The 15,131-nt window shown below is 54.4% G+C and carries 13 protein-coding genes; 8 read left to right on the top strand and 5 right to left on the bottom strand.

Annotated features, from left to right (window positions below):
• Positions 1-512 precede the first annotated feature (512 nt).
• A complete protein-coding gene (gene phoH / locus CSE01S_RS10675) occupies positions 513-1,301 on the top strand; it encodes a phosphate starvation-inducible protein PhoH (RefSeq protein WP_042287889.1) in 789 nt (262 codons plus the stop codon).
• A gap of 68 nt (positions 1,302-1,369) precedes the next feature.
• Here phoH and znuB read toward each other — a convergent pair whose 3' ends face one another.
• Both znuB and znuC read right to left on the bottom strand, forming a co-directional pair.
• The gene (gene znuB / locus CSE01S_RS10670; RefSeq protein ID WP_042287886.1) at positions 1,370-2,155 is read right to left on the bottom strand and encodes a zinc ABC transporter permease subunit ZnuB; all 786 of its coding nucleotides are present in this window, start codon (positions 2,153-2,155) and stop codon (positions 1,370-1,372) included.
• Entirely contained in the window at positions 2,152-2,907 is a 756-nt protein-coding gene (gene znuC / locus CSE01S_RS10665; protein ID WP_042287883.1) for a zinc ABC transporter ATP-binding protein ZnuC, read from the bottom strand. The genes znuB and znuC overlap by 4 nt, the downstream gene beginning before the upstream one ends.
• Positions 2,908-2,985: 78 nt before the next feature.
• Here znuC and znuA point away from each other — a divergent pair, with 78 nt between their 5' ends.
• The 3 genes from znuA to lpxM all read left to right on the top strand — a co-directional run bounded on the left by znuA (position 2,986) and on the right by lpxM (position 6,360).
• Positions 2,986-3,930: a zinc ABC transporter substrate-binding protein ZnuA gene (gene znuA / locus CSE01S_RS10660; RefSeq protein ID WP_042288205.1), complete on the top strand. Its 945-nt coding sequence runs from the start codon at positions 2,986-2,988 to the stop codon at positions 3,928-3,930.
• A 15-nt stretch (positions 3,931-3,945) separates the two neighbouring features.
• Positions 3,946-5,268 carry a murein DD-endopeptidase MepM gene (gene mepM, locus CSE01S_RS10655; protein ID WP_042287880.1) on the top strand — a complete coding sequence of 441 codons (1,323 nt, stop codon included), beginning with the start codon at positions 3,946-3,948 and terminating at the stop codon, positions 5,266-5,268.
• A gap of 120 nt (positions 5,269-5,388) precedes the next feature.
• Positions 5,389-6,360, top strand: a complete 972-nt coding sequence (gene lpxM / locus CSE01S_RS10650; protein ID WP_042287878.1) for a lauroyl-Kdo(2)-lipid IV(A) myristoyltransferase — start codon at positions 5,389-5,391, stop codon at positions 6,358-6,360.
• 107 nt (positions 6,361-6,467) lie between these two features.
• On the opposite strand, the gene pyk is transcribed toward lpxM, so the two are convergent.
• The gene (pyk, locus tag CSE01S_RS10645) at positions 6,468-7,910 is read right to left on the bottom strand and encodes a pyruvate kinase (RefSeq protein WP_042287875.1); all 1,443 of its coding nucleotides are present in this window, start codon (positions 7,908-7,910) and stop codon (positions 6,468-6,470) included.
• A 124-nt stretch (positions 7,911-8,034) separates the two neighbouring features.
• Positions 8,035-8,904, bottom strand: coding sequence for a MurR/RpiR family transcriptional regulator (locus CSE01S_RS10640; RefSeq protein ID WP_042287873.1), 870 nt, complete (start codon positions 8,902-8,904; stop codon positions 8,035-8,037).
• A gap of 350 nt (positions 8,905-9,254) precedes the next feature.
• On the opposite strand from CSE01S_RS10640, the gene zwf reads away from it, so the two are divergent.
• The 3 genes from zwf to kdgA all read left to right on the top strand — a co-directional run bounded on the left by zwf (position 9,255) and on the right by kdgA (position 13,453).
• Positions 9,255-10,730, top strand: a complete 1,476-nt coding sequence (gene zwf, locus CSE01S_RS10635) for a glucose-6-phosphate dehydrogenase (RefSeq protein ID WP_042287871.1) — start codon at positions 9,255-9,257, stop codon at positions 10,728-10,730.
• A 234-nt stretch (positions 10,731-10,964) separates the two neighbouring features.
• The gene (gene edd / locus CSE01S_RS10630) at positions 10,965-12,776 is read left to right on the top strand and encodes a phosphogluconate dehydratase (protein WP_042287869.1); all 1,812 of its coding nucleotides are present in this window, start codon (positions 10,965-10,967) and stop codon (positions 12,774-12,776) included.
• Between the two features lie 35 nt (positions 12,777-12,811).
• Complete coding sequence (gene kdgA / locus CSE01S_RS10625) at positions 12,812-13,453, top strand: bifunctional 4-hydroxy-2-oxoglutarate aldolase/2-dehydro-3-deoxy-phosphogluconate aldolase (protein ID WP_042287867.1); 642 nt, start codon at positions 12,812-12,814, stop codon at positions 13,451-13,453.
• 54 nt (positions 13,454-13,507) lie between these two features.
• Here kdgA and purT read toward each other — a convergent pair whose 3' ends face one another.
• Positions 13,508-14,686 carry a formate-dependent phosphoribosylglycinamide formyltransferase gene (gene purT / locus CSE01S_RS10620; RefSeq protein WP_042287865.1) on the bottom strand — a complete coding sequence of 393 codons (1,179 nt, stop codon included), beginning with the start codon at positions 14,684-14,686 and terminating at the stop codon, positions 13,508-13,510.
• Between the two features lie 131 nt (positions 14,687-14,817).
• Between purT and yebG the strand changes: the two genes are divergently transcribed.
• The gene (yebG, locus tag CSE01S_RS10615) at positions 14,818-15,099 is read left to right on the top strand and encodes a DNA damage-inducible protein YebG (RefSeq protein WP_042287862.1); all 282 of its coding nucleotides are present in this window, start codon (positions 14,818-14,820) and stop codon (positions 15,097-15,099) included.
• The last annotated feature ends 32 nt before the right edge of the window (positions 15,100-15,131 follow it).

Genomic DNA, 15,131 nt, shown 5'->3' with positions numbered 1-15,131 from the left:
ACTGTCACCCTGTCCATGGACAGGGCTGACGGCGCGGCTTAAAAAAATAGTTTTTTTGTATGATCCGATTTTTGAAATAATTTTGTAATATGCTTGTAAGAGACTGTTGCCAACATCAAAAGTGAATTCAGTTAATATTGTGTAAATATATTGTTGCAATATTACTAAATTCTGATGTACTTAAAAGTAAGAGCGGTAGTTCCCGGCGGTGATGAACATTCACTATGGAGATCGCGGATGGTAAGGTCCTGTACTGGACAGCTTGTTGAACATCAATGCACTCTCTTTCGCGGACGTCTTTCCTCCGGTTGCCCCCTTGTCACCGCTAAATTTCTCTCCCCCCTCCTTTTACGATGTCATACGGACGCCATTGTCGGTGCGCGTAGCCGTGCGTGGCGTCTTTTCGAAAGGCAAGTCATGGCTTACAAGGAAGCCAACCCTCAGATGTTTGTGCGCATAATCGCGCTGCCAACGGCGCGTGTGATGAATACCAACAACTCAAGGTGCTATCCATGGGAAGACAAAAAGCAGTGATCAAAGCTCGTCGTGAGGCAAAACGTGTGCTGAGACGGGACTCGCGCAGTCATAAACAGCGTGAAGAAGAATCGGTCACCTCGCTTGTGCAGATGAGTGGCGTAGAAGCGATCGGCATGGCGCGCGACAGTCGCGACACCACGCCAATCAAGGCGCGTAATGACGCTCAGTCGCAGTACCTGAATGCTATCGAGAGTAAACAACTGATTTTCGCCACGGGCGAAGCCGGGTGCGGTAAAACCTGGATCAGCGCGGCAAAAGCAGCAGAGGCCCTGATACATAAGGATGTTGACAGGATCATCGTAACCCGTCCAGTTCTGCAGGCCGACGAAGATCTCGGCTTCTTACCTGGGGATGTAGCGGAAAAGTTTGCCCCGTATTTCCGGCCTGTTTACGACGTGCTGGTTAAACGGCTCGGGGCATCCTTTATGCAATATTGCCTGCGACCTGAAATCGGTAAGGTAGAAATCGCGCCGTTCGCCTATATGCGCGGACGTACATTTGAAAATGCGGTGGTCATTCTCGACGAGGCTCAGAATGTCACTGCTGCGCAAATGAAAATGTTTTTAACTCGCCTCGGGGAGAACGTGACGGTCATTGTGAATGGGGATATCACCCAATGCGATTTACCCGCGCACGTTCAGTCTGGATTAAGCGATGCGCTGGCGCGCTTCAGTGAAGATGAAATGGTCGGTATTGTCCGCTTTGGCAAAGAGGATTGTGTGCGCTCGGCGCTGTGCCAGCGAACACTCAATGCTTACAGTTGAAAAAGTACGTTGTGTTCAGAGCCCGGGGAAACCGGGCTTTGTTTTTCATCGCATGCGACGTGCGCATATCAGTTCGCCTGCTTTTTCATCATGCTGAGGATAAAAAGCAGCGCGGCGCATAACACCACTGACGGACCGGCGGGAGTATCGTAGAGCGCGGAGAAGGTCAGGCCGCCTGTCACCGCGATCATGCCTGCTACCACTGCTACCGCGGCCATTTGTTCCGGCGTACGGGCAAACCGTCGCGCGGTGGCGGCGGGAATAATCAACAAGGACGTAATTATCAGCGCACCCACGAACTTCATCGCCACGCCGATGGTTAGCGCGGTGACCAGCATCAGCAGCAGCTTCACGCGCTGCAACTTCACGCCATCGACGAACGCCAGGTCGGGACTGATGGTCATGGACAATAAATTCCGCCACTGCCAGCCGAGGATCCCCAACACAATCACCACGCCAATGGCGATGGAAAGCAAATCCTCCGGCGTCACGGCCAGCAGGTCGCCAAACAGATAAGCCATCAGGTCAACGCGAATATTTGACATCAGACTGACCACCACCAGGCCAAGCGACAACGCGCTGTGGGCCATAATGCCAAGCAGTGTGTCGATGGCGAGGTGAGGGCGTTTTTCCAGCCACACCAGGCCTGCCGCCAGCATCAGGGTCACAACAATAACCGCGTAGAACGGATTAACATTCAGCAGAAGCCCGAAGGCCACGCCCAGCAGCGACGCGTGGGCCAGCGTATCGCCGAAATAGGACATCCGGCGCCAGACAACAAACGAACCTAACGGGCCAGCCGCACAAGCCAGCATGATCCCGGCCAGCCAGCCGGGCAATAACAATTCAATCATGAGTGACCATTTCCCCGGCGCAGCACAATACGACCCTGTAAGTCGTGGCGATGATTATGGTGATGACGGTAAATCCCTAACTGTTCAGCGCCACGAGGGCCAAACATCGAGATAAATTCCGGGTGCATGGAAACGATTTCAGGCGTTCCTGAACAGCAGATGTGGTGGTTAAGGCACAGCACTTCGTCGGTTTTCGCCATCACCAGATGCAGGTCATGGGAGACCATCAGCACTGCGCAATCCAATTCACGACGCAATTGGTCGATAAGATCGTACAGCGCGACCTGACCATTGACGTCCACGCCTTGTGTCGGCTCGTCCAGCACCAAAAGCTGCGGCTGGTTCAGCAACGCGCGGGCCAGCAGAACGCGCTGGGTTTCGCCGCCGGACAGCTTTTGCATCGGCGCGTCGATAAGATGGCCTGCCTGCACGCGCTTCAGCGCTGGCAGGATATCTTCTTTGCGTGTCGCGGGACGCAGGCGTAAAAAACGATTGACCGTGAGCGGCAAGGTGGTGTCGAGATATAATTTTTGTGGGACGTAACCGATACGCAATTTTCCGTTGCGCTTGATCACCCCTTCGTCCGGCGCTACCAGACCGAGCACAACCCGGACCAGGGTCGATTTACCGGCGCCGTTAGGCCCAAGAAGCGTTAAAATTTTGCCGGGTCTGAGCTCGAGCGACACGTCAGAGAGCACGCGGCGCTGCCCGAAAGAGACCGAGACATTTTCCAGTGATACCAAAGTCGTCATGTCAATTTTAGTCTTGCAGATGTCGTGGAATGTTATAATATCACAATTCACACAAACGTTACGATGATTGGTCGCATTATGTTACATAAAAATACGCTTCTTTTCGCTGCATTATCCGCCGCTCTTTGGGGTGGTGCAACCCAGGCTGCAAACGCCGCCGTTGTTGCCTCGCTTAAGCCAGTAGGTTTTATCGCGTCGGCGATTGCCGACGGCGTAACGGAGACGGAGGTATTACTTCCGGACGGGGCATCCGAGCATGATTATTCACTGCGTCCATCGGATGTAAAACGCTTACAGGGCGCGGACTTAGTCGTCTGGATTGGTCCGGAAATGGAAGCGTTCATGGAAAAACCGGTGAGTAAAATCCCGCAGGCGAAACAGGTAACGATTGCGCACCTGAATGACGTGAAACCGTTGCTCATGAAAGGCGCGGATGACGACGAGGATGAACACGATCATGACGCTGCGCACGGTGAAAAAGGTGATGCGCATCACCATCATGGCGAGTACAACATGCATCTTTGGCTTTCCCCAGAGATAGCGCGGTCTACAGCGGTTGCAATCCATGAAAAATTAGTGGAACTTATGCCGCAAAGTCGAGCCAAACTTGACGCCAACCTGAAAGATTTTGAGGCACAATTAGCCGCAACCGATAAGCAGGTCGGTAACGAGCTGGCACCGCTCAAGGGTAAAGGTTATTTTGTTTTTCATGACGCCTATGGCTATTACGAAAAACACTACGGGCTGACTCCGCTGGGTCACTTTACCGTAAACCCTGAGATACAACCTGGTGCGCAGCGTTTACATGAAATACGAACACAGTTGGTTGAGCAAAAAGCAACCTGCGTTTTTGCTGAGCCGCAGTTCAGGCCAGCGGTCGTCGAAGCCGTTGCGAGAGGGACATCCGTTCGAATGGGAACGCTGGATCCGCTCGGGACGAATATCAAACTGGGTAAAACGAGCTATTCCGCGTTCTTAAGCCAATTAGCGAACCAGTATGCGAGCTGCCTGAAAGGAGATTAATGAGGAAGTGAATACGTGCAACAGATAGCCCGCTCTGTCGCTCTGGCATTTAATAATCTGCCAAGACCCCATCGCGTTATGCTGGGGTCACTTACCGTTCTTACGTTGGCCGTCGCTGTATGGCGGCCCTATGTTTACCACCCCGATTCCGCCCCCATCGTTAAAACCATCGAACTGGAAAAAAGCGAAATTCGTTCTCTACTTCCTGAGGCCAGCGAGCCTATCGACCAGGCTGCGCAGGAAGATGAAGCCATTCCGCAGGATGAGCTGGACGATAAAATTTCGAGCGAAGCGGGCGTTCATGAATATGTTGTCTCCACTGGCGATACGCTGAGCAGTATCCTGAATCAGTACGGCATTGATATGAGCGATATCACTCAGCTTGCCGCGTCGGATAAAGAACTGCGTAACCTGAAAATCGGTCAGCAGCTTTCGTGGACGCTGACAGCCGATGGCGATTTACAGCGCCTGACCTGGGAAATGTCGCGTCGTGAAACCCGAACCTACGATCGGACGGCGGCAAACGGTTTTAAAATGACGGCGGAAACGCAACAGGGCGACTGGGTCAACAGCCTGCTGAAAGGCACCGTCGGCGGCAGCTTTGTCGCCAGCGCCAGAAACGCCGGCTTGACCAGTTCAGAAATCAGCGCGGTTATTAAAGCTATGCAGTGGCAGATGGACTTCCGCAAGCTGAAGAAAGGCGATGAGTTTGCGGTGCTGATGTCGCGTGAAATGCTTGACGGCAAGCGTGAACAGAGCCAACTGCTGGGCGTGCGTCTGCGTTCTGCGGGCAAGGATTATTATGCGATCCGCGCTGAAGACGGGAAGTTCTACGACCGCAACGGTACCGGCCTGGCGAAAGGCTTCCTGCGTTTCCCGACGGCCAAACAGTTCCGCGTCTCCTCTAACTTTAATCCGCGTCGTACTAACCCGGTTACGGGACGCGTTGCGCCGCACCGTGGCGTTGATTTCGCTATGCCGCAGGGTACGCCAGTACTTTCCGTCGGTGACGGCGAAGTGGTCGTGGCGAAGCGCAGCGGCGCGGCGGGTTACTACGTGGCGGTGCGTCATGGTCGTACCTATACCACTCGCTATATGCACCTGCGTAAACTGCTGGTTAAACCTGGGCAGAAAGTGAAACGTGGCGATCGTATCGCGCTTTCCGGTAATACCGGACGCTCTACGGGGCCGCATCTGCACTATGAAGTGTGGATTAACCAGCAGGCGGTGAACCCTCTGACGGCGAAACTGCCGCGTACGGAAGGGCTGACCGGTAAAGATCGTACGGATTACCTGGCGCAGGTGAAAGAAGTTCTGCCACAGTTACGTTTCGATTAACCCTTACGCGCAGAAAGCCGGTACGCAATGGTGTGCCGGCTTTTTTATTTTGTGCGCGGCAGGGTGCGCCGCTACACTATCATCAGATTTATTGTTTGCGTCATCAGGCACTGGACGAGCATGGAAACAAAAAAAAATAATATTGAGTACATCCCTGAATTTGAAAAATCCTTTCGCCATCCCCGTTACTGGGGCGCCTGGTTGGGCGTCGCGGCAATGGCGGGCATCGCCTTAACGCCAGCCTCTTTTCGCGACCCGCTGCTCGCAAAGCTGGGGCGTTTTGCCGGACGCATGGGCAAAAGCTCGCGTCGTCGTGCGCTGATCAATTTATCGTTGTGCTTTCCCGAACGAAGCGAAGCGCAACGCGAGGCCATTGTTGATGAGATGTTCGCCACCGCGCCGCAGGCGATGGCAATGATGGCGGAGCTGGCGATACGCGGCCCTGAAAAAATACAGTCACGCGTTGACTGGGAAGGGCTGGAGATCATCGACGAGATGCGTCGTAATGACGAAAAGGTGATATTTCTGGTGCCGCACGGCTGGGGTGTGGATATTCCGGCGATGCTGATGGCTTCGCAGGGGCAGAAAATGGCGGCGATGTTCCATAACCAGGGAAATCCGGTGTTTGATTATGTCTGGAACACGGTGCGTCGTCGTTTCGGCGGTCGTCTCCATGCGCGTAACGACGGCATCAAGCCGTTTATACAGTCGGTGCGCCAGGGTTACTGGGGCTACTACCTTCCCGATCAGGATCACGGTCCGGAACACAGCGAGTTTGTCGATTTCTTTGCAACGTACAAAGCGACGCTGCCAGCGATTGGTCGCCTGATGAAAGTGTGCCGCGCGCGCGTCATCCCCCTGTTCCCGGTCTATGACGGTAAAACCCATCGCCTGACTATTCAGGTTCGCCCGCCGATGGACGATCTGTTGACCGCTGACGACAACACTATTGCCCGTCGGATGAACGAGGAAGTGGAAATCTTTGTCGGCCCGCACCCTGAGCAATATACCTGGATCCTGAAGCTGCTGAAAACACGCAAGCCGGGTGAAATCCAGCCATACAAGCGCAAAGAGCTGTATCCCATCAAATAAAAAAAAACCTCTCGTCAGAGAGGTTTTTTTACTCACAGCAGAGGACGGCGGCTTCATCTGCCCATGCCTGTACGGGCATGGGCCGGAGAAACCGGGCAAACATCACGTTACTCTACGGTCAGAATGCGTGTGGTATTGGTAGATCCGATGGTGCTCATCACATCACCCTGGGTCACGATCACCAGATCGCCGGAGACCAGATAGCCTTTGTCGCGCAGCAGGTTTACCGCTTCGCTTGCAGCTACCACACCGTCAGCCGCGCTGTCAAAATGTACCGGCGTAACGCCACGATACAGAGACGTCAGGTTCAGCGTGCGCTCATGGCGGGACATGGCGAAGATCGGCAGACCGGAACTGATGCGAGAGGTCATCAGCGCGGTACGACCAGACTCGGTCATGGTGATGATCGCAGTCACGCCCTTCAGATGGTTCGCGGCGTACATGGCGGACATTGCAATGGCCTCTTCCACGTTGTCGAACTGAACGTCCAGACGGTGTTTAGAGACGTTGATGCTCGGGATTTTTTCCGCGCCGAGGCATACGCGCGCCATTGCGGCGACGGTTTCCGCCGGGTACTGGCCTGCGGCTGTTTCTGCTGACAGCATGACCGCATCGGTCCCATCCAGCACGGCGTTAGCCACGTCCATAACTTCCGCGCGGGTAGGCATAGGGTTGGTGATCATCGACTCCATCATCTGGGTGGCGGTAATCACCGCGCGGTTCAGCTGACGCGCGCGACGAATCAGTGCTTTCTGAATACCGACCAGCTCCGGGTCGCCAATCTCAACGCCGAGGTCGCCACGGGCAACCATCACCACATCGGAGGCCAGAATGATGTCATCCATCGCGTTCTGATCGCACACCGCTTCAGCACGTTCCACTTTGGCAACGATTTTCGCATCACAGCCCGCGTCACGCGCCAGGCGACGCGCGTAGTTCAGATCTTCGCCGCAGCGCGGGAAGGAGACGGCGAGATAATCAACGCCGATCAGCGCGGCAGTAACGATATCCGCTTTGTCTTTTTCGGTCAGCGCTTCCGCAGACAGACCGCCGCCCAGCTTGTTTATGCCTTTATTATTGGAAAGCGGTCCACCGACGGTTACCTCGGTGAACACTTTCATGCCCTGAACTTCCAGTACTTTCAACTGAACGCGTCCGTCGTCGAGCAGCAGAATGTCGCCAGGCACGACGTCCGCCGGCAGTCCTTTATAATCGATGCCGACTTTCTCTTTGTCGCCTTCGCCTTTGCCGAGGTTGGCGTCTAACAGGAATTTATCGCCGATGTTGAGGAAAACCTTGCCTTCTTTGAAGGTTGAAACACGAATTTTTGGCCCCTGGAGGTCTCCCAGAATCGCCACGTGGCGTCCCAGTTTGGCGGCAATCTCACGAACTTTATCCGCGCGCATTTTATGATCTTCTGGCGAGCCGTGAGAGAAATTCATGCGCACCACGTTGGCGCCCGCGGCGATAATCTTCTCAAGATTGTTATCGCGGTCAGTAGCCGGGCCTAAGGTGGTGACGATCTTGGTTCTGCGAAGCCTTCTGGACATGTAATACTCCGTTAACTAAAACAACTTGGTGTTGCGTGAATATTGATCCGGCGGTTCTGAAAACCTTTACATAGCATAGCGAACAAAACCGGATGACGAAAAAAGGTCGTACTTATTATTGCTGTTAGCGGTTATCACTCTTGATGAGTAATTCTTTATCAAAACGCGATTCCTTAAGCGCTTCCTTGACACGCTTCAAGTTATCTCTGAATTTTGCCCCACGACGCAAAGTAAATCCTGTTGCCAGCACATCTATCACGGTCAATTGCGCAAGTCGAGAGACCATGGGCATATAAATGTCAGTATCTTCCGGTACATCCAGGGTAATCGCCAGCGTGGCTTCTCGGGCCAGCGGCGTACCGGCGGAGGTGAGAGCAATGACCATCGCATCGTTTTCGCGCGCCAGTTGCGCCAGCTCAACCAGACTTTTGGTTCGCCCGGTGTGAGAGATCAGCACGACCACATCATCGTCGCTACAATTCATACAGCTCATCCGTTGCAGCACGATATCGTCCGAATAGATCACCGGGACGTTGAAGCGGAAAAACTTATTCATCGCGTCATGGGCGACGGCGGCAGAGGAACCGAGGCCGAAAAATGCGATTTTTTTCGCCTGGGTGAGGAGATCTACCGCGCGGTTAACCGCCGACTTGTCCAGTGACTGGCGAACGTGATCGAGGCTTGCCATCGCGGATTCAAAAATTTTTCCCGTATATGACTCTACGCTGTCATCTTCATCGACATTGCGATTTACATACGGGGTACCATTTGCCAGACTTTGCGCCAGATGCAGTTTAAAATCCGGAAACCCCCGGGTCTCCATACTGCGGCAGAAGCGGTTGACGGTAGGTTCGCTGACGTTGGCTTCCTGAGCAAGGGTCGCGATACTGCAGTGAATCGCCCGTTCTGGCGAGGCAAGAATAACATCGGCGACTTTGCGTTCAGATTTGCTTAAATGTTCCAGTTGAGACTGGATTTTTTCCAGCATATTCATGATGTAAACTCAAGGATATGACGATTTCAGTAATACAGGAAATCGAGCGGCGATTTTGGTAGATAGTACCCCTGCTGGCCCATGAAGGGGGGAAAATGGTCAGTATAGTTGTTGTTTTTTTTCATAACATGATCAGCATCTTATTTTGTCCTGATGTCATGCTTACAAAAACGACACCCCTTTTTACACGATCGCGCCACTCAACAACAAAACGGCGCGACGATCGCCAACCGCACGGGTGGTTAACCGTTTACGGTTTCAGGATTCACGTAAAAGCAGTACAGTGCACTGTAATAAAATTACAAGTAATGCCTGGCAACGCACCAGGATAGCTAACTAAGGAGAATGACATGGCGGTAACGCAAACAGCCCAGGCCTGTGACCTGGTCATTTTCGGCGCGAAAGGCGACCTTGCGCGTCGTAAATTGCTGCCTTCCCTGTATCAGTTGGAAAAAGCCGGTCAGATCAACCCGGAGACCCGCATTATCGGGGTAGGGCGCGCGGACTGGGATAAAGAGGCCTATACCCGGGTTGTTCGTGAAGCCCTTGAAACCTTCATGAAAGAGAATATCGACGAAAGTTTATGGGATACCCTGAGCGGTCGTCTGGATTTTTGCAATCTGGACGTCAATGACACCGCGGCGTTTACCCGTCTGGGCGACATGCTGGACCAGAAAAACCGTACCACCATTAACTACTTCGCTATGCCGCCAAGTACCTTTGGCGCGATTTGCAAAGGTCTGGGCGAAGCCAAACTGAACGCTAAACCGGCGCGCGTGGTGATGGAAAAACCGCTGGGAACATCGCTGGCGACATCGCGCGAGATCAACGATCAGGTTGGCGAGTATTTTGAAGAGTGCCAGGTTTACCGTATTGACCACTATCTGGGGAAAGAGACGGTTTTAAACCTGCTGGCGTTGCGTTTTGCCAACTCGCTGTTCGTCAACAACTGGGATAACCGCACGATTGATCATGTGGAAATTACCGTTGCCGAGGAAGTGGGGATCGAAGGCCGCTGGGGCTACTTTGACCAGGCAGGCCAGATGCGCGATATGATCCAGAACCATCTGTTGCAAATCCTGTGCATGATTGCGATGTCTCCGCCGTCCGATCTCACCGCAGACAGTATTCGTGACGAAAAAGTGAAGGTGTTAAAGTCGCTGCGTCGCATTGATCGTTCCAACGTGCGTGAAAAAACGGTCCGCGGCCAGTACACCACCGGCTTTGCCCAGGGTAAAAAAGTACCGGGTTATCTGGAAGAAGAAGGCGCGAACAAGAGCAGTAACACTGAAACGTTTGTGGCGATTCGCGTGGACATCGACAACTGGCGCTGGGCGGGCGTGCCGTTCTACTTGCGTACCGGCAAGCGTTTGCCGACCAAATGCTCCGAGGTGGTGGTGTACTTCAAGACGCCTGAACTCAACCTGTTCAAAGAGTCATGGCAGGATCTGCCGCAGAACAAACTGACCATCCGTCTGCAGCCGGATGAAGGGGTGGATATTCAGGTATTGAACAAGGTGCCGGGCCTCGATCACAAGCACAACCTGCAAATTACCAAGCTCGATCTGAGCTACTCCGAAACCTTCAATCAGACGCATCTGGCGGATGCTTACGAGCGGTTGCTGCTGGAAACCATGCGCGGCATTCAGGCGCTGTTCGTGCGTCGCGACGAAGTGGAAGAAGCATGGAAGTGGGTGGACTCCATTACCGAAGCATGGGCAATGGACAATGACGCGCCGAAACCGTATCAGGCCGGGACCTGGGGACCTGTCGCCTCGGTGGCGATGATCACCCGCGACGGGCGTTCCTGGAATGAATTCGAGTAAAAGCGTCCCTGCTACTAAGGTGTTATTTTACCGGTAACATGATCTAACACAGATTGTAGAACAATTTTTGCACTTTTAAGCCTCGCGTGGATTCACCCGCGGGGCTTTTTTTATTACACTGCCTGAAACGATTTTGCCCCTGAGCTACTGCTTGCCAGCGTTTTCCGGGTCCCGGGACCCATTGATGAATGTTGCTAAACCGGTCGCTCTGACAAATAAATTTCAGGAGCCGTTATGAATCCGAATTTGTTACGCGTAACACAGCGCATTATTGAACGTTCTCGCGAGACCCGTTCTGCCTACCTTGCTCGTATTGAGCAGGCCAAATCTTCAACCGTTCACCGCTCGCAGCTGGCGTGCGGCAACCTGGCGCATGGCTTTGCCGCCTGCCAGCCGGAAGATAAAGCCTCCCTGAAAAGCATGTTGCGTAACAATATCGCGATCATCACCTCATACAACGACATGCTCTCGGCGCATCAGCCTTATGAACACTATCCGGATATTATTCGTAAAGCGCTGCACTCGGCGAATGCGGTCGGACAGGTGGCGGGCGGCGTTCCGGCAATGTGTGATGGCGTAACGCAGGGGCAGGACGGTATGGAGCTTTCCCTGCTGAGCCGTGAAGTGATCGCGATGTCGGCGGCGGTTGGACTGTCGCACAACATGTTTGACGGTGCGCTGTTCCTCGGCGTGTGCGACAAAATTGTGCCGGGCCTGGTGATGGCTGCGCTGTCGTTTGGTCACCTGCCGTCAATCTTTATCCCATCAGGCCCGATGGCCAGTGGTTTAGCGAATAAAGAAAAGGTGCGTATTCGTCAGCTGTACGCTGAAGGGAAAGTGGATCGGATGGCGCTGCTGGAGTCGGAAGCGGCCTCTTACCATGCGCCAGGCACCTGTACCTTCTACGGAACGGCCAACACCAACCAGATGGTGGTGGAATTTATGGGCATGCAGCTGCCGGGATCCTCTTTTGTGCATCCGGATGCGCCGCTGCGTGAAGCGCTGACCGTGGCGGCGGCGCGTCAGGTGACGCGTCTGACCGGCAACGGCAACGACTGGATGCCGATCGGTAAAATGATCGATGAAAAAGTGGTGGTCAACGGGATTGTCGCGCTGCTGGCAACCGGAGGTTCCACCAACCACACAATGCACCTGGTGGCAATGGCGCGTGCGGCGGGCATTCAGATCAACTGGGATGACTTCTCGGATCTGTCGGACGTCGTGCCGCTGATGGCGCGCCTGTACCCGAACGGTCCGGCAGACATTAACCACTTCCAGGCGGCGGGTGGCGTACCGGTGCTGATGCGCGAACTGCTGAATGCGGGCCTGCTGCATGAAGACGTCAATACCGTGGCGGGCTTCGGTCTGAAGCGCTACACCCTGGAACCGTGGCTGAATAACGGCGAGCTTGACTGGCGTGATGGCGCACAGAAATCACTGGACAACAATGTCATTGCCGCTTTTGATCAGCCGTTTTCCCATCACGGTGGAACGAAGGTACTGAGCGGGAATTTGGGTCGCGCAGTCATGAAAACGTCTGCGGTGCCGGTTGAGAATCAGATTATCGAAGCCCCCGCCGTGGTCTTCGAAAGCCAACATGACGTTTTACCGGCCTTTGAAGCAGGTCTGCTGGACAAAGATTGCGTCGTGGTTGTCCGTCATCAGGGACCAAAGGCGAACGGAATGCCAGAATTACATAAACTCATGCCGCCACTTGGTGTATTATTGGACCGCTGTTTCAAAATTGCGTTAGTTACCGATGGACGGCTTTCGGGTGCTTCAGGTAAAGTGCCTTCAGCCATCCATGTTACCCCGGAAGCCTACGACGGCGGCCTGCTGGCGAAAGTGCGCGATGGCGACCTTATTCGGGTGAACGGACAGACAGGGGAATTAACGCTGCTGGTTGATGACGCGGAACTTGCCGCCCGCCAGCCTCACATTCCGGATCTGAGCGCTTCGCGTATCGGTACCGGTCGTGAGATGTTTAGCGCGCTGCGTGAAAAACTTTCCGGCGCGGAGCAGGGCGCAACCTGTATCACTTTTTAAGACTCATTTTGTAATCAGGCGAGAGAAAAACTCTGATGAAAAACTGGAAAACAAGTGCAGAAGCAATCCTGACCACCGGCCCGGTTGTCCCGGTGATCGTGGTGAATAAACTGGAACACGCTGTGCCGATGGCAAAAGCGTTAGTTGCCGGTGGTGTGCGCGTACTGGAAGTCACGTTACGTACCGCCTGTGCGATGGATGCTATCCGCGCTATCGCCAAAGAGGTGCCGGAAGCCATTGTCGGCGCGGGGACCGTACTCAACCCGCAGCAACTGGCGGACGTCACTGCTGCCGGCGCGCAGTTCGCCATCAGCCCGGGTCTGACCGAGCCGTTACTGAAAGCGGCAACGGAAGGTACGATCCCGCTTATTCCGGGGATCAGCACGGTTTCTGAACTGATGCTGGGAATGGACTACGGCCTGAAAGAGTTTAAATTCTTCCCGGCGGAAGCCAACGGCGGCACCAAAGCGCTGCAGGCGATTGCGGGTCCGTTCTCACAGGTACGTTTCTGCCCGACCGGCGGCATTTCTCCGGCCAACTACCGTGATTACCTGGCGCTGAAAAGCGTGCTGTGTATCGGCGGTTCCTGGCTGGTGCCGAACGATGCGCTGGAAGCGGGTGACTACGACCGTATTACCCGCCTGGCGCGCGAAGCAGTAGAAGGCGCGAAGCAGTAATTAGCGGTTATGTCGTTTATCAGGCCTACGCGCGGCTGTAGGCCTGATGGCGATTCAACCTTTGACAATCACCTGACGGGCCGCGTCTTTTGCGCTCATCACTGCCGCGTCAACGTTTTCTCCTGTCGCCAGGACGACCCCCAGACGACGGGTTCCATCGATTTCCGGCTTACCGAATAAGCGTATCTGCAAGCCTGCGCCAACCGCATTCTGCACCTGGTCAAACGTGACGTTCTGGCTGGACAATGACGGTAAAATCACCGCTGAAGCTGACGGCCCGTACTGGCGGATAGCGCCCACCGGCAGACCGAGAAAGGCGCGTACGTGAAGGGCAAACTCGGACAGATCCTGCGAAATCAGTGTCACCATTCCGGTGTCGTGTGGACGAGGGGAAACTTCGCTAAAAATGACCTCATCGCCGCAGACAAACAGCTCAACGCCAAACAGCCCGTGGCCGCCTAACGCCAGCACCACTTTACGTGCAATCTCCTGGGCGCGTTCGAGCGCCAGCGCGCTCATCTGCTGCGGCTGCCAGGATTCACGGTAGTCGCCATCTTCCTGACGATGGCCCACCGGCGCGCAGAAATGCACGCCGTCGACAGCGCTAACGGTCAACAGGGTAATTTCGAAGTCGAAATTCACCACGCCTTCCACTATCACTCGCCCGGCCCCCGCGCGACCGCCTTGCTGCGCATACGCCCAGGCCTGGGCCAGTTGTTCTTCGGAACGGATAAAACTTTGTCCTTTGCCGGAGGAGCTCATCACCGGTTTCACAATGCAGGGATAGCCAATTTCGCTGACGGCCTCACGAAAGCTGGCTTCGCTGTCGGCAAAACGGAAAGGGGACGTGGGCAGCGCCAGCGCCTCCGCCGCCAGGCGGCGAATACCTTCACGGTTCATCGTCAGTTGTGTCGCGCGGGCGCAGGGGACAACGTTCAGACCCTCCTGCTCCAGTTGTACCAGCATGTCAGTGGCGATAGCTTCGATTTCCGGTACGATAAAATGCGGTTTCTCCTGTTCAACCACACGTCGCAGAGCGTTCCCGTCCAGCATATTGATGACGTGAGAACGGTGCGCGACATGCATCGCTGGAGCGTCGGCATAACGATCGACCGCGATAACCTCAATGCCGAGGCGCTGACACTCTATCGCCACTTCTTTACCCAGCTCGCCGGAACCTAACAACATCACCCGAGTGGCTGCCGGACGCAGCGCTGTACCTAATAACGTCATACAAATATCCCCCGATAAAATTGGCCGCAGTATATACGAAAACGTTTGCGTCTGTCTTTATTACCAGGTTGATTTCAGGCCGTAAATGGAATATACTGTATATAAATACAGTAATATTGAGAGGCTGCAAAATGGCGGTTGAAGTTAAATACGTAGTCATTCGTGAAGGTGAGGAAAAAATGTCATTTACCAGCAAAAAGGAAGCCGATGCGTATGACAAGATGCTGGACACGGCGGATCTGCTTGACACCTGGCTTGAACAGTCGCCGTTAGCGCTGGAAGACGAACAGCGTGAAGCGCTTTCCCTGTGGCTGGCAGAACAGAAAGATGTCCTGAGCACTATTCTCAGAACCGGCAAATTGCCATCGCCGCAGGTGGTTGAGTCCGCGGAAGACGACACCCAGGCCGCCTGAGTCTGACTTGCGCTCCTGCCGTTTTGTACCAT

This window comes from Citrobacter sedlakii NBRC 105722 (assembly GCF_000759835.1).
Classification (GTDB): Bacteria; Pseudomonadota; Gammaproteobacteria; order Enterobacterales; family Enterobacteriaceae; genus Citrobacter_A; species Citrobacter_A sedlakii.
This window is presented reverse-complemented; position numbering and strand designations above follow the sequence as displayed.

Bases quoted from the DNA above. Each gene is read 5' to 3' on its own strand.
- phoH (WP_042287889.1), top strand. From the start codon at position 513: ATGGGAAGACAAAAAGCAGTGATCAAAGCTCGTCGTGAGGCAAAACGT.
- znuB (WP_042287886.1), bottom strand. From the start codon at position 2,155: ATGATTGAATTGTTATTGCCCGGCTGGCTGGCCGGGATCATGCTGGCT.
- znuC (WP_042287883.1), bottom strand. From the start codon at position 2,907: ATGACGACTTTGGTATCACTGGAAAATGTCTCGGTCTCTTTCGGGCAG.
- znuA (WP_042288205.1), top strand. From the start codon at position 2,986: ATGTTACATAAAAATACGCTTCTTTTCGCTGCATTATCCGCCGCTCTT.
- lpxM (WP_042287878.1), top strand. From the start codon at position 5,389: ATGGAAACAAAAAAAAATAATATTGAGTACATCCCTGAATTTGAAAAA.
- pyk (WP_042287875.1), bottom strand. From the start codon at position 7,910: ATGTCCAGAAGGCTTCGCAGAACCAAGATCGTCACCACCTTAGGCCCG.
- CSE01S_RS10640 (WP_042287873.1), bottom strand. From the start codon at position 8,904: ATGAATATGCTGGAAAAAATCCAGTCTCAACTGGAACATTTAAGCAAA.
- zwf (WP_042287871.1), top strand. From the start codon at position 9,255: ATGGCGGTAACGCAAACAGCCCAGGCCTGTGACCTGGTCATTTTCGGC.
- edd (WP_042287869.1), top strand. From the start codon at position 10,965: ATGAATCCGAATTTGTTACGCGTAACACAGCGCATTATTGAACGTTCT.
- kdgA (WP_042287867.1), top strand. From the start codon at position 12,812: ATGAAAAACTGGAAAACAAGTGCAGAAGCAATCCTGACCACCGGCCCG.
- purT (WP_042287865.1), bottom strand. From the start codon at position 14,686: ATGACGTTATTAGGTACAGCGCTGCGTCCGGCAGCCACTCGGGTGATG.
- yebG (WP_042287862.1), top strand. From the start codon at position 14,818: ATGGCGGTTGAAGTTAAATACGTAGTCATTCGTGAAGGTGAGGAAAAA.